The organism is Streptomyces sp. 8N706, assembly GCF_052245415.1.
Lineage (GTDB): Bacteria > Actinomycetota > Actinomycetes > Streptomycetales > Streptomycetaceae > Streptomyces.
The window spans coordinates 42,174-54,768 of the sequence record NZ_JBQQBW010000026.1 but is presented as its reverse complement, the minus strand read 5'-3'; the positions used below and the strand labels follow the sequence as shown (position 1 = coordinate 54,768).

General features: G+C 68.5%; 12 protein-coding genes and 3 pseudogenes. 4 read left to right on the top strand and 11 right to left on the bottom strand.

The window, feature by feature from the left end; genetic code table 11:
• Positions 1 to 9 precede the first annotated feature (9 nt).
• From ACTWQE_RS12705 to ACTWQE_RS12695, 3 genes are all read right to left on the bottom strand, one after another.
• On the bottom strand, positions 10 to 393 hold the full coding sequence (locus ACTWQE_RS12705; protein ID WP_443329001.1) for a hypothetical protein: 384 nt from the start codon (positions 391 to 393) through the stop codon (positions 10 to 12).
• Positions 390 to 671 carry a hypothetical protein gene (locus tag ACTWQE_RS12700; protein ID WP_443329000.1) on the bottom strand — a complete coding sequence of 94 codons (282 nt, stop codon included), beginning with the start codon at positions 669 to 671 and terminating at the stop codon, positions 390 to 392. Before ACTWQE_RS12700 ends, ACTWQE_RS12705 begins: the two co-directional genes overlap by 4 nt.
• 716 nt (positions 672 to 1,387) lie before the next feature.
• Positions 1,388 to 2,308 (bottom strand): NmrA family NAD(P)-binding protein, encoded by a 921-nt coding sequence (locus ACTWQE_RS12695; protein WP_443328999.1) that lies wholly within the window; start codon positions 2,306 to 2,308, stop codon positions 1,388 to 1,390.
• 82 nt (positions 2,309 to 2,390) lie between these two features.
• On the opposite strand from ACTWQE_RS12695, the gene ACTWQE_RS12690 reads away from it, so the two are divergent.
• Positions 2,391 to 3,032 (top strand): TetR/AcrR family transcriptional regulator, encoded by a 642-nt coding sequence (locus ACTWQE_RS12690; protein ID WP_443328998.1) that lies wholly within the window; start codon positions 2,391 to 2,393, stop codon positions 3,030 to 3,032.
• 62 nt (positions 3,033 to 3,094) lie between these two features.
• On the opposite strand, the pseudogene ACTWQE_RS12685 reads toward ACTWQE_RS12690, so the two are convergent.
• The 3 genes and pseudogenes from ACTWQE_RS12685 to ACTWQE_RS12675 form a co-directional block, all read right to left on the bottom strand.
• Positions 3,095 to 3,914: pseudogene (locus ACTWQE_RS12685) on the bottom strand (IS5 family transposase).
• Entirely contained in the window at positions 3,851 to 4,114 is a 264-nt protein-coding gene (locus ACTWQE_RS12680; RefSeq protein ID WP_443328997.1) for an SDR family NAD(P)-dependent oxidoreductase, read from the bottom strand. The pseudogene ACTWQE_RS12685 and the gene ACTWQE_RS12680 overlap by 64 nt, the downstream one beginning before the upstream one ends.
• Positions 4,111 to 5,124 (bottom strand): zinc-dependent alcohol dehydrogenase family protein, encoded by a 1,014-nt coding sequence (locus tag ACTWQE_RS12675; protein WP_443328996.1) that lies wholly within the window; start codon positions 5,122 to 5,124, stop codon positions 4,111 to 4,113. The genes ACTWQE_RS12680 and ACTWQE_RS12675 overlap by 4 nt, the downstream gene beginning before the upstream one ends.
• 224 nt (positions 5,125 to 5,348) lie before the next feature.
• Here ACTWQE_RS12675 and ACTWQE_RS12670 point away from each other — a divergent pair, with 224 nt between their 5' ends.
• Positions 5,349 to 6,236 (top strand): helix-turn-helix transcriptional regulator, encoded by an 888-nt coding sequence (locus tag ACTWQE_RS12670; protein ID WP_443328995.1) that lies wholly within the window; start codon positions 5,349 to 5,351, stop codon positions 6,234 to 6,236.
• Between the two features lie 415 nt (positions 6,237 to 6,651).
• Here ACTWQE_RS12670 and ACTWQE_RS12665 read toward each other — a convergent pair whose 3' ends face one another.
• The 3 genes and pseudogenes from ACTWQE_RS12665 to ACTWQE_RS12655 all read right to left on the bottom strand — a co-directional run.
• The gene (locus ACTWQE_RS12665; protein ID WP_443328994.1) at positions 6,652 to 7,449 is read right to left on the bottom strand and encodes an alpha/beta hydrolase; all 798 of its coding nucleotides are present in this window, start codon (positions 7,447 to 7,449) and stop codon (positions 6,652 to 6,654) included.
• 142 nt (positions 7,450 to 7,591) lie between these two features.
• Entirely contained in the window at positions 7,592 to 7,756 is a 165-nt protein-coding gene (locus tag ACTWQE_RS12660; protein ID WP_443328993.1) for a hypothetical protein, read from the bottom strand.
• Positions 7,757 to 8,433: 677 nt separating this feature from the next.
• Positions 8,434 to 8,565, bottom strand: a pseudogene (locus ACTWQE_RS12655) (reverse transcriptase/maturase family protein); the annotation flags it as partial.
• Between the two features lie 618 nt (positions 8,566 to 9,183).
• Here ACTWQE_RS12655 and ACTWQE_RS12650 point away from each other — a divergent pair.
• Positions 9,184 to 9,391 (top strand): annotated as a pseudogene (locus ACTWQE_RS12650) (short-chain dehydrogenase); the annotation flags it as partial.
• Positions 9,392 to 9,558: 167 nt separating this feature from the next.
• Here ACTWQE_RS12650 and ACTWQE_RS12645 read toward each other — a convergent pair.
• Entirely contained in the window at positions 9,559 to 9,936 is a 378-nt protein-coding gene (locus ACTWQE_RS12645) for a fic family toxin-antitoxin system, toxin component (RefSeq protein ID WP_443328992.1), read from the bottom strand.
• Entirely contained in the window at positions 9,936 to 10,175 is a 240-nt protein-coding gene (locus ACTWQE_RS12640; RefSeq protein WP_443328991.1) for a hypothetical protein, read from the bottom strand. The genes ACTWQE_RS12645 and ACTWQE_RS12640 overlap by 1 nt, the downstream gene beginning before the upstream one ends.
• Before the next feature lie 1,333 nt (positions 10,176 to 11,508).
• Between ACTWQE_RS12640 and ACTWQE_RS12635 the strand changes: the two genes are divergently transcribed.
• Positions 11,509 to 12,594: a hypothetical protein gene (locus ACTWQE_RS12635; RefSeq protein WP_443328990.1), complete on the top strand. Its 1,086-nt coding sequence runs from the start codon at positions 11,509 to 11,511 to the stop codon at positions 12,592 to 12,594.
• Position 12,595: the final 1 nt, after the last annotated feature.

The window sequence follows — 12,595 nt, the reverse complement described above, 5'->3', positions numbered from 1 at the left end:
GTGGGTGGGTCAAAGGGTTTCGGGATTGATCGGTTCGACGCCGGTACGCTCGTACAGCTCGGGCTGGAGAGAGAGGACGAAGCGTCCGCGTGGCCACTCGGCCGAGGGGCGGGCCAGGTGTACGGCGTGGGTGATGCGCCAGTCGACGCCGGATCCGATCAGGGCGCCGGCGTCGAGGGCGGCCATGAGGTCGACGGGTTCCACCTCGAGGCCGGGCAGGCTTGCTACCTGCTCGCCGAGTCCCCTGCGCTCGGCTTCCGCTGCGGCGAGGGAGAGTGCCGGCACCTGGCCGATGCTGCGTCCCTGGGCGGTGCGGACGATGAGTCCGGAGAGTTGCCGGTGTCCGGCGCCGAGGGCCAGCAGCGCGGTGTGATCCAGTAAGAACGGGATCACGCAGCGGCTCCGCCCTGCTGCGCGGCGCGGGCGGCCATCGCCTGCACCAGCCGGTCGCCGGCGGCCAGGTCTTCCTCGGTGACCTCGATGCTCATGTGCTCACGCAGGTAGGCGCGGGCGGCTTCTCCGCGGGCTTCGAGCTCGGCCTGGGTGGGCTGTGCTCCTGCGAGCTCTTCGACGAGGCCACGGATGGTGGTTCCGCGCTCGGTAGCCAGTATCCCGAGGCGCTCGCGAGCGGCCTTGGAGACTTTGATGCTGGTGTCGGGTGCATCGCTCATACCGCGACTCTACTCCTGGTAGAGCTCCTATGGTTGTCGCTCCAGAACGAGTTACGTTGCCCTCCCAAGCGGCCCCACGGTCACCGCGCCCGACGGCAGGTGGCAGACCTCATCGCCCGCACGGCGCTGCTCGCTGACCGTCCGCTGAGCCACGACCTTGTCAGGTAGGGCCGGGGAGTCGGAACCGTGAGGCAGCGCAGGGGAGACTGTGCCCGTGACTCGAGCCGTGGCACCAGCCGTCCGCGAGGCGGCCGGACACCGTACCTGCCCGGACTGCTGGGCCGTCCCTGGGAAAGGTTGCGCACCGGACAGGGCCGGGCGGTCCCAGCTGCACCGCGGCGTCGTCAGGCTCCCCCCGCTCAAGGACCGGCACATCAACTTCCTGGGCCGCTACCAGTTCAACATCCAGGACAGTGGTCCCGGCCAGGGCCTCCGCCCCTTCCGCGACCCCACGCCACCGAGGACGGCGAGGACAGCGAGGACGAAGGCTGACACACCCCCTCGGTCGTGGCGGGCCGGCTCGGCCGAGGAGATGAGCAGGATCGCGGACGGCATGGGTCTGAGCCCCAGACCGAATAGCACCCCAGCAGGCAGCCCGCCCGGCAACGCACCGGTCTCTTCGGCGGTGCTTCGAGACGATCTCGCCTCCCGTCACCGGCCCGCGGGCCGTCCGGGCCTTCGTCTTGCCGTACGCCTCCGCGGGGGTGTCGATGATCTCAGAGGCGGTGGAGGCCCGGGATCGCTTCCCGGTTTTTCCGGGCCCACTGGCGGAAGGTGATGGGGCGGATGCCCCAGCGCTTTTCCAGGTCGTCCCCGAGGGGGGCGTTGTAGCCGATCCGGGTGTCCCACAGCTGGCTGTGCACGACGCCCGCGGCGATGCCCGCGCCCTGGGCCTCGGCCCGGGTGAGGGCGCTGTAGGTGTAGGGGCGGCCGGTCTCCTCACTCAGTACTGCGGCGATCTCGTCCATGGTCAGGGCCTGCGAGGCCAGCTCGATGCTGTGGTGGCTGAAGCGTTCCGGGTCGTTGACGGCGGCCACGGCGAAGGCCGCCACATCGCGGGAGGCGATGTGCTGGGCGGGGGCATCAGCGGGTCGCACGGAGTCCAGGCGGCCTGAGCTCATCCCGGGATACATGTGCTGCGCCTTGGCGCCCGCGAAGTTGTCCATGAACGCCACCGGCTGAAGGATCGTCCAGTACGTGAACCCGGCCGCCCGCACCCTCTCTTCCAGGTCCAGGCGCGCACGGGTGTAGGGCTCGAAGCTGAATCCGGTGCCGGAGTCGGGGAACTCGCGGTGAGCGGGCAGGGCGGCGACGGAGGACTGGACGAAGTGCCGAACGCCGCTCTCGCGTGCCGCTTCGATGAGCAGCCGGCCGTTGCGGGCCTTCTCGTCCTCGCCGGGGCCGCCCAGCGGCACGGCGAAGACGGCGTCCGCGCCGTCCACCACGCGGTGGACGGCGTCCGGGTCGGCGAGATCACCGCGAACCACCTGGGCGCCGGCCTCGGCCAGGGCTCGGGCGCTGGGCTTGCCCGGGTCGGTCACCAGTGCCGTGACCCGGTGGCCGCGCTCAAGGAGCTGCCGGGCGGCGTGGCCTCCTTGGTCGCCGTTGGCTCCGGTCACCAGAACGGTCATGCTCATGAGTCTCTCCACGGGGCGTGTGGTCGTCGCGTACCGTTCACCAACTAAGAACGGTAGCGACTCGATACGGTAGAGTCCCAGTATGCACACAGCGCCCCGTCCCTCCCCCCGGCAGCGGCCTGCGGGCTCGGCCGGCCCCGCTCGCGACGCCACCCGGGACGGCCGCATCACGGACGCCGCCCTCACCCTGCTCTCCGAGGGCGGCTACGAGTCTCTGACCATGGAGAAGATCGCCGCTCGCGCCCAGGTCGGGAAAGCCACCGTCTACCGGCGGTGGGCCTCACGCGCCGACCTGGTCGCCGACGCCCTGGAGACGGTCGGATTCGCCGACCCCGGCGGCACCGAGCCCCCCGGCCAGGCCGTCCCGCTCCGCGATGACCTGGTCCGCACGCTCATCCGGGTCACCGGCTGCCTCACGCCTGACCGTCACCGGCTGATCACAGCTGGTCTCGCGGCAGCCGCACACCACCCCGAACTCGCCGGCTCCCTGCGCGACCGTCTCGTCGCCGCCGTCGACCAGGCCATCGCGGCAGCAGTCGCACGAGCCCGCCAGCACGGTGACGCCCTGCCTGGCACACCGCCAGACGCGATGTCCTCCGCCACCGTCATCGCGCTCCTCGGCTACCTCCCCGTACTCCAGAACCGGCCGCTGGAAGTCTCCGACTTCGAAGCCATCACCGACCGGGTCCTCTTGCCGCTCCTCGCTCACCGGCCCCAGCCGTAACAACCGGTCGAGGTCGTCCGCGTCAGTAACGTCAGCAGGTACCGAATTGCCCAGACGGTGTCCTATGTGGTGAGGCGGAGAAGTCGCTGGTAGCAGCACAGGGCCGCCGCGAGACCGAGATAGGCCAGGTAGTTTCGGGGAAGGCGTTCGTAGCGCGGACTGAGCCTGCGGTATCCGGACAGCCACGAGATGGTCCGCTCGATCACCCAACGGCGGCGGCCCAACCGTTCGCTGGACTCGATGCCTTTGCGGGCGATGCGCACGCCAATGCGCTTGCCCCGTAACCATGTCCGCAGGTGGGGGATGTCGTAGGCCTTGTCTGCATGCAGACGCTGCGGCTTGAAGTGGCGGCAGCCCAGGGGGTCGTGTCTCGTTGGGTGACCCTCCACCATGGGCTTCAGGCCTTCGCTGTCGTGGACGTTGGCGACGGAGACACCGACGACCAGGGGCAGTCCGTTCGCGTCCGACAGGACGTGCATCTTGGATCCCGGCTTATCTCGGTCCACGGGGCTCGGATCTGTGTGTTCGCCCCCTTTTCAGCGCGCACGTGAGCGGAGTCGAGGACGACGCGGGAGACATCGATGAGACCCGCGTCGTCGAGTTGGTGTCAGAACCGCTTCGTGGAGCCGGCCCCAGACCCCTGCCCTCGACCAGATCATGAACCGGCGGTGAGCCGTCGACTTTGATATGCCGAAGCACGGCGGCAGAGCACGCCAGGCGCAGCCGCCGAGCAGCACATAAAGGATCGCTGCGAACACCGTCTCATCAGGCGTGTTCTGGGCCCCCGCCGTCCTGCGGCCGCACCCGGTCCTCCGGAATCAACGGCCTGGCGAGCTCCCACAAGCCGTCCGGAACAATCCAACTCCACGTGTCCCGCCCCATGAACAGCCCAACGACCGATCACCACGTAGGACATCGTCTAGGGCCAACGTGGCAACCGCAGCGTCCAACCGGGCGCGGCGACGGCCGGTGATGACTACCGTGGCGCCGCGTTGGGCGAGAAGCTGCGCGGTGGCCAGACCTATGCCGCTGCCGCCTCCGGTGACGAGGACGTTCTTGCCGTCGAAGTCGCCCGCTGTCATGGCGCGACCTCGATGACGATCTTGCCGAACAAGTCCGGTGCGGCCTGGGCCTCATACGCTTGCCTGGCGTCATCGAAGGCGAACCGGCGATGGACCGGCGGCACGAGACCCTTCGCGTCGATGAAGTCGACGAGCGAGGCAAATGCGCTCGCACTGCCCACGGAGGTACCGCGGATGGATGCGCCCTTGGCCATCAGAACCGGCAGCGGAGGCGCAGCGTCCCCAGCCGAGAAGAGGCCCATGACCGCGATCTCTCCGCCGTGCCCGACCGCCATGATCGACTGGGTCATCGCGTCCCCGCCGGCTGCGTTGATGACCTTGTTCACGCCGCCTGTCCTGCTGAAGGTGACCTCGCCCCAGTTCTGGGTCGAGCGGTAGTTGATGACCTCGGCGGCCCCTAGATCCCGAAGGCGGCTGACCTTCGACTCCCGGCTCGTCGTCGCGATCACCTCGGCCCCGAGGGAACGGGCCAGGACCAAGGCGAACGTGGACACACCTCCGGTTCCCAGGACAAGTACCCGATGGCCTGCCCGCACCGGATGCTCCGCGGTCAGGGCGCTCCAGGCGGTCAGCGCGGCGCACGGCAGCGTCGATGCCTGCACGAAGTCCAGGGACCGCGGAATGCGGGCCACCCGATCCGCGTCCAGGACGACGTACTCGGCGAGAACGCCGTCCTCGCCGGGCGAACCGAGACCGAAGCCCATGCCCGGCTTCGGCGGGCCGTCGACCCACCCCCCGAAATACAGGCCGGCAACACGATCGCCGACCGTCCAGGTAGCGACGCCCTCACCCAGAGCGTCTATGACGCCGGCTCCGTCCGAAACGGCTACAGTGTCGGCGGCAACGGACTGGCCGTAGCCGCCGTTGGCGATGATCAGGTCGCGGTAGTTCAGTGACGCTGCCTTCATCGCGATACGCACCTGGCCGGGGCCCGGCTCGGGAATCGGCGCCTGCTCGAGAGCCAGCGCGTCCGTGCCGGACCTTCCGGGCTTGAGTACCCACCGTCGCATTGTGTCTCCTCCATCTCGCCCGCAGGGGCGGACCCCGCACCGATAGTGGCCACGCGTCAGCCATCAGCAGATTTGCCGGGGTCGTTGTTTTCCTGATTGAGCGGAGCCGCAGATCGCGGTCCGGCCTTCACTGTCGCCTCGTCGCCGCTGATCTGGGGCGTTCGGGTTTCCCTAGGACTGGCAGACCCACCCGGACCAGCGCGACAGACTGGACAATGGACACCATGGACGACAGCTATTCGCGCGAACTCGCGGACTTCCTCCGGACCCGGCGCAGTCGGCTACGCCCTGAGGACGTAGGGCTCGAACCCGGCCCACGCCGCAAGGTGACCGGGCTGAGGCGCGAAGAGCTGGCCCTGCTGGCCGGCGTGAGCACCGACTACTACCAGCGCATGGAGCAGGGACGGGACATACGCCCCTCCGACGCGGTCCTGGACGCTCTGGCCCGCGCGCTGATGCTGTCGGCCGAAGAGGCCCGCCACCTCTACACCCTCGCCCGCGCCGCCCGGCGCCCGGCTCAGCGACGCCGCCGCAACCGCCGGCCCGAGCGCGTTCCGGAGACCACCCTTCGGCTGCTGGACACCATGACCACGCCGGCTCTCGTCCTCGGACGCCACCTCGACGTACTCGCGTGGAACCACGTGGCAGGCACGCTCTTCGGCGACTTGGACAATCTTTCGCCGCACGAACGCAACCTTCTGCGGCTGTTCTTCTACTACCCCAGCGCCCGCACCATGTGCACGCAGTGGGAGTCGAGCGCGGCGGAATCGGTCGGCATGCTGCGCGCCGCCGTAGCCGCCGACCCGGATCATCCCCGTGCACGGGAACTTGTCGGCGAACTCGGGGTTCACAGCCAGGACTTCCGCCGCATGTGGGCCCGGCACGACGTCCGCGAACGGCAGCGCGGAACCCAGCACTTTGTCCATCCGATGGTCGGAGCATTCACCCTCGACTGGGATGCCTACGCCCTCCCGGGCCGTACCGGAGTGGTGCTCATGGCCTACACCGCCGCACCGAACAGCGACGCCGCCGAAAACCTGAGCCTGCTCGCCAGCCTCCTGACCCAGCGTGAATCACACCCCCGGCCCAGTCACACGGCGTCGCTCGACTGAATGACGCCGTGGTAGATCGACACCGGCGTCGCCCTCCCGACGGAGCTGGGCAGTTCGGCGCCGGTCGGGCAAGGAGCATGACGATCTGCGGAACGGCACCGTCGTCCACGGAGCTCGGTAGAGCCTGATCATGCCGGCGCCGCAGCACGTCCTTGGACAGGTTCTCGCCGGTGGCGACCGAGGTGAACTCGGCGATGAAGTCCCCGTCGAACTCGGCGTACTTCACTGTCCCCCGCCAGCGCGAAGGACACGCAGAAGGAAGCCGATCGCATCGAGCCCGTGCTCAAGCGGCTCTGGGGCCAGAAGAAGTGGGACCCCAAGAGCGTGCGCGCGTCGCTGCTCGAGCTGGTACGAGGAGGAGCGGACCGCACGCCGACAAGGGATACGACTGGGCCCGCCGCCCCGGACCTGTGGCCTACCGGGCGTGCGAGGCGGCCCAGTCGAGGGCGTAGTCGGCGACCTCCTCCCAGCCGGGTGCTGCCGGCAGCAGGTGCGGGCGGCCCGGGAACTCCTTGATCTCGGTGACCGTGTCCGATGTGTAGTGCCGGGCGTTGGACTGCTGAACCTTCGGCGGCATGAGATGGTCCTTCTCGCCGGAGACGAACAGCAGCGGCGCGCGGTCGTCATTGTGGTAGTCGACGTATGTGCTCTGGTGGCCAGGGCGCAGGGTGGCCAGGGCGCTGTCCCAGAAGATGCCGCCGGAGGCCGGGACGGCATAGCGCTCGTACAGCGTCCGGGACTCCTCCTGGGAGAACGTGTTGGCGAAGGTGTAGTGCCACTGCTCGGCGCTCAGGCCGACCGCCCGGTGCCGGTTGGCTGGGTTCTTCAGCACCGGGAAGGCCGACTTGATCTGGGTCAGCGGCACCACGGCGACCCCCTCGGTGGCGGCGGAGCAGATCGCCACCCCCGCCGCGCCCAGACCGTGGTCGAGCAGGAGCTGCACGAAGACGCCGCCGGCGGAGTGGCCGATGAGGATCGGCGGCTTGTCCAGTCCGCGGACCAGGGTTTCCAAGCTCTCGACGACCTGCGCGACGGTGAGCCGTTCGATGGGCGTCGGATCGGCGTTGAGTGACTCGACCTCCACCTCGAAGCCCGGGTAGGCGGGCGCGAGAACGCGGTAGCCGCGCTTTTCGTAGTGGGCGATCCAGTGCTCCCAGCTCCGGGGTGTGACCCAGAAGCCGTGGATCAGGACGATGGTGTCCGCAGTGCTCATCAGAGGACTGCTCCTTCCGGGAGTTCCGTCGGATCAGCGGGTGACGGTACGCGGCCTCGATCTGGCGGACCACGGCGTCCGGGCGGGACATCGTCACGACGTGCGAGGCGCCCTTGACCTCGACGGTCGCGCTGCCGGCCCGCTAGGCCATGAAGCGCCGCAGGACCGGCGGGATGACGTTGCCGGCGGTGGCGAGATACAGGACGGCACGCTCTGCCGGGCAGGTGCGCCACTCGAGCGTTGCGTTCTTGATCCGGGCCGCCGAACGCCTTGCCGCCCACCTCGAACGGGACCACCTGGTCGTCATCGCCGTGAATGACCAGCGTGGGCACATCCACCGCGTCAAGGTCAGCGCGGACGTCGGTGGCGGAGAACGCGGCGATGCACTCGTAGGCGCCCCGGTGGCCCGACTGAACGCCTTGCCACCAGAAGGCGTCGCGGATGCCCTGCGAGATGCCGACGCCACGTCCGCAAACGCTCCGTGAACGAGAATGACGGTTGGTTCAGCCATGATCAGCATCCACCTCTCTGGTCGCCCCGCCTCGCGTCACTGCTGGGCAGCTTCGCGCGTGAATCCCGTTGAAGGCGCCAACGGGCACTGCCAACCGAACGGATTCCAGCTCAGTACGGCCCGTTCGGGCGGCCCGGCCGGACCGTATACGCCGGGGAGCGCGTACCTACGCCAAGCCGGGGACTGCTCGATGCGCCGGGACGGTATTGGCGTGCAGTGGCGCAGGTGACGCCCACGACCCGGACGGCAGCGAGGTGCCAGGGAACGCGGCGCTTACGTGGGTCGCGGAACCAGCAAAGGCATCAAGTTACTGGAGGGCCGCGATCCCGATGGTCTTCCCGACACCATTATCTCGTGGTCGGCGGTGAGCTGCACGCTTGTCCGGTTCGTACTCGGCTCCGACGATCAGCGTCTGCTTGCAGAGAGGACAAAGCCCCTGCTGCGACACCGCCAGGAGAAGACTCGTCTTGTCAGAGCGTCGGGCTTGCCACCCCGCCTTGCGGCGCACCGCTCAGCGTGGCGTACCAACTCCAGTCCTCCAAATATCCAGCGGTGAGCATGTTGCCCACCAACCGAAAGAACCGGCCATCGTGGATTCTCTGGCCCGTTGCACCCCGATGGCCGGGACGCTCCTGGGCTTGAGCGCTCCGCTTCACACCCCGCCGTCACCAGCGACGCATGGGAGCGCGGGGACGAGCCCTGGACACTGGCCCGAAGTCCAGCCTCCTCAACCCTCCTTCGTACGGCTGTCCTTACTTACCTGGTGCGACCTCGTGTCGCACGCTGAGCGCCCTACTTGGCCAATGCGCGCGCCAGTTGGCCGCTTTTGCGCTCAGCCTGCTCCTTGGCCTGCGGCTTGTTTGTCTCCGGATCGAGCTTCAGGAGGCCGCCAGCGACTTTGGTGCTCGCTCGCGGCGCACCGGGGGCGCGCTCAGCGGCCGGCACGGGACCGGGTGGCGAACCAGCTCCAGGAAGAGTCCGTCTGCCGTCAGGCACAGCGCATGGCACTCGGGCCGCTCCTCGGCCGTCTCGGCCGGGGAAAGCCCCTTCCGCCTCGGCAGCGAATTCGGCAAGCGCGAGTCCCTCGTCCGTGAACACGTCGACCACGCCGCCGCCCTCCTGCTCTTCGCCCTCGGACATGACCCACACGAACGGGCCCGGCTGCGCGGCGGGTGCGGGATCACCCACATCACGAAGTCAGGCCAGCACCACTTGCGCGGGCTGCGCAGGTCACTCTGCTGCAGCGATCCGCCGACCCGGTCTGGTCAACGTCGACGGCGGCCTGGCCTCAATGGCCCGGGTCACCGCTCAGGGCACACCGACGTACGCATACCCGGGGGCCGCCCCCCGGCGTCGAAGACCGCGGTCGACATGCTCACTGTGCGGTGCGTGAAGGCGTTCCCGGGCATGCGGATCAACGCGGTGGAGCCGGCCCAGGGCAGCGGCCCCGTCGTCGTGCCCGGTGGGGTCGGCGCGTTGCCCGGGGTCTCGGCGGGTTGCCCGAGGGCCGCGCCGCGCGCCGACGCCCTCGCCCAGTCCTGCAGCCTCCAGTCGTCAGATCCAGGTCCGCGAGCTTGCTGTGGAAGCGCCGTGGGCCGTCAGGTGGTCGAGGGCCACGTCCGCAGCAGGGCCGCGATCTTCGCGGCGGTGCAGGCCGGGTCGCGCAGCAGGTCGCGCAGGGCGACAGCGTCGTCGCGGGTGGGTTTGACGGGGATGCCGGAGACTTCCAGGTACATGACGCCGGTCGCGGCGGCGACGGCCATGTTGGAGCGTTCCAGCCAGCGGCAGCGGCCCAGGATGTGCATGAGGGCGGCGGCGCGGGCGTAGGGGCCGTCGTAGACGGGCTGCCCGAGGAGTTCGGCCTTGTGGCAGGCGACGGCAGCGATGGGGATTCCGTAGTCGTCGGGCGCGGGGTCGCCCGCTCCGGCGATTTCGGCGACCTGCAGGATCCAGGGGACGTCGATGTGCAGGTCCATTACGCGGCGTGCGCTCCGGGTCCGGGCTGCGGGGCATTCTCGACGTCGTCGAAGACGCTCTGGTGCTCGTCGAGGAAGCGACGGGCCGCGTCCAGGCCGCGGGCACGCAGGCCGCTGACATCGTCCAGCACCAGCCGGGCCAGGTAGTCCCCAATCGGGATCTGGAGTTCCCTCGCGCGCGCCCTGGCGAGCTCCACGATTTCGTCGTCGACCCGGGCGCCGAGCTGTGTCTTAGCCATAGCCTGATGGTAACAGCTGTTACCGCGCGGGATGCGGGGTCTCGCTGCAACATCCTTCATGACCAGGCACCCGCCCCGGGCCGGAGCCCCAGATGGACGCGGTCACCGAGGGCTTCCGCCTCGAAGGACCGGCACGACGCATACCGACACGCCCTGGAACAGGTCGTGGCAGCCCGGCTGGAGGGCCTGGAGCCGCCACACGCCCCGGAAGCCGTGCCGGTCGAATGCGGTGGGGCAGTGGAATTGGTGGCGACTGTTCGGCGGCGCTCGCCCCATTGCAGGTGACAGGTTCGCCCGACAGTTCTTGAATGTGTCTGAATTGAGTGCGCAAATTGGATACTTGAGGGCAAACTGTGGCATGGTGCGGCGGGTCGCTCACGTTCCGCTAGAGCTCATCACCATGTGCTCGCGCTCTCCGAGGACCTGCTGTGGGCGGTGGTGGACATCCTCGAGTGAACGTTGGCCGGATCATGCACGCCCGGCGCATCGTCGGCCGCTACGAACGACACCCGATGCTGTGCTCCCTGGACAACACTGGCGAACATCGCCGTCCTCGACACCGCGCTCGCCCAGATCCCCCACACCCACGGCCACGGCACCCCGGTTCTCATCCGCACGGACACCGCCAGCGACGCAAAGGCGTTCCTGACGCACCTGCGAGCCCTGCGGGACCGCGGGGGTCCACACCTGCTTCTCCGTCGGATGGCCCATCATCGGACCCATCCGCAGGGCGATCGGGGCCCTTCCCGAGCAGTTCCGGCACCCCTCACCCGAGCAGGACGGGACGCTGCCAACGGTGCCGAGGTCGCCGAGGTCGCCGAGTTGGCCCTCTCCAGAAGGGGTACCTCGAGACGATAGTGAAGGCAGGCACCTTCCGATGGACCACCGTCAGCCAGAGGCGGCTCACGTTCCTGCGGCTTTTCGACAACCAACTGACCACCGGGAAAGTGACCGTGGCGGAGCCAGGGCGACTTCAGTGGATGCCGCCGACAGGCGGGCCGCTTTCCGTCGCTGAGCGGCGGTCCCGTCGATCGTCCGTTATTTACGGCCAGACGATGGCCTCAAATTTTCCCGAGGCGCCTCTCATTTCCCTGGTCACGAGACGGGAAATTCGGAATCAATGATTCTCCAGCACGTTTTCCGCCAAGGCCGCGTATTTTAAAAACGGGAACCAGAGGGGGAATGCCGCATAACGGGGCAAGGCGTTCGTTGCGTGGGTCATGCGGCTCGTGCAGACTGTCAAACCACAAAACAGCGCCATGGGGGAGAAATGTCGAACAGCTCGGACTCGGTTTCATTTCACAGAATCGAAACGTCCACGGGTGACGCCTGGGTGGCGTGGGACGACCAGCACGACACCGACTACGCCTATGGCGGCAGTCGAATGGTCCCGGCGACCACCTCCGACGAGGACGCGGTCGTCGCCCTTCAGCGTTTAGCGCTCGATGAAAGCCAATTAAAGAACACCCTCATCAACATCGCCCTCGAAGAAGGGATTCTCAACGGAATCAGCGACCGCTTTCCGCGCGGCTTCCTGCGCAGTCGCGTCGGCGGCGGCAGGTGCATCATCAGACCGCGGGACGCGGATATCGACCGCGTACTCGCCGACCCCCTCGACGTGGACTTCAGGAGCACAATCGAGCCGATTTTCGCGGGGATCGGCGCGTTCCTCAATGAGATGGGGGGAAAGGTCAAACTCACGCCCGACTTCGGACGGTTCGCAGGCCTGGCCGACATCCTCCTGGAGCACACGCCCCACGTCCTCGGGGTCCGGCGAGAGGTCGGCGGCTGCGGAGGCAAGTCCTCCTTCTCGACGACCGGTGTGATCGCCGCCTTTGAGGAACTCAAGCCCACCCCGCACGGACCCATCACCGCCATCGGGTCCGACGGAGCCATGGGCAGCGACTTCTTCACCTATGTGAAGAGGTCCCGGTTTGAGGGCGTAGCAGTGTCCGACATCGCCTACGCACCGGACGCCACGGTCCAGGACGGCTACCCCGTCCTGCCCTCCAGACCGGGCACTTTCACCCCCCAGTGCTTGGGGCGCGGCGGCTCCATCATCGCGAACACCTGGGGCAACGAGCTGGAGAACTCCGACATCGAGGCGCTCCGGCCCGGCACGCTGCTGCTCCTGGCGCACAACCACTCGGTACCCGCCGGTGCCGCCGGGCACGACCTCATGGGCCGCGTGGCGGCGCGGGACGTCCTGGCACTCCCAGGCCAGGTGCTGACGCTGGGCGGTGCGCTCACGTCCCGGCTGGAATGGTTCTCCCGCCAGGACCGCCCCGGAGAACTGTTCGACAAGCCCCTGGCGCACGACGTGGTCGGAACGGTCATCAGGCACTGGGTCCGGCGCTGTGTCGACTCGGCCGGCGTCAACGGCATGACGCCTCACGAAGCCATGCTCGCGGCGGTGTGAA

Bases quoted from the DNA above. Each gene is read 5' to 3' on its own strand.
- ACTWQE_RS12680 (WP_443328997.1), bottom strand. From the start codon at position 4,114: ATGACAGCGGGCGACTTCGACGGCAAGAACGTCCTCGTCACCGGAGGC.
- ACTWQE_RS12700 (WP_443329000.1), bottom strand. From the start codon at position 671: ATGAGCGATGCACCCGACACCAGCATCAAAGTCTCCAAGGCCGCTCGC.
- ACTWQE_RS12645 (WP_443328992.1), bottom strand. From the start codon at position 9,936: ATGGACCTGCACATCGACGTCCCCTGGATCCTGCAGGTCGCCGAAATC.
- ACTWQE_RS12690 (WP_443328998.1), top strand. From the start codon at position 2,391: ATGCACACAGCGCCCCGTCCCTCCCCCCGGCAGCGGCCTGCGGGCTCG.
- ACTWQE_RS12665 (WP_443328994.1), bottom strand. From the start codon at position 7,449: ATGAGCACTGCGGACACCATCGTCCTGATCCACGGCTTCTGGGTCACA.
- ACTWQE_RS12660 (WP_443328993.1), bottom strand. From the start codon at position 7,756: ATGACGACCAGGTGGTCCCGTTCGAGGTGGGCGGCAAGGCGTTCGGCG.
- ACTWQE_RS12640 (WP_443328991.1), bottom strand. From the start codon at position 10,175: ATGGCTAAGACACAGCTCGGCGCCCGGGTCGACGACGAAATCGTGGAG.
- ACTWQE_RS12695 (WP_443328999.1), bottom strand. From the start codon at position 2,308: ATGAGCATGACCGTTCTGGTGACCGGAGCCAACGGCGACCAAGGAGGC.
- ACTWQE_RS12670 (WP_443328995.1), top strand. From the start codon at position 5,349: ATGGACGACAGCTATTCGCGCGAACTCGCGGACTTCCTCCGGACCCGG.
- ACTWQE_RS12675 (WP_443328996.1), bottom strand. From the start codon at position 5,124: ATGCGACGGTGGGTACTCAAGCCCGGAAGGTCCGGCACGGACGCGCTG.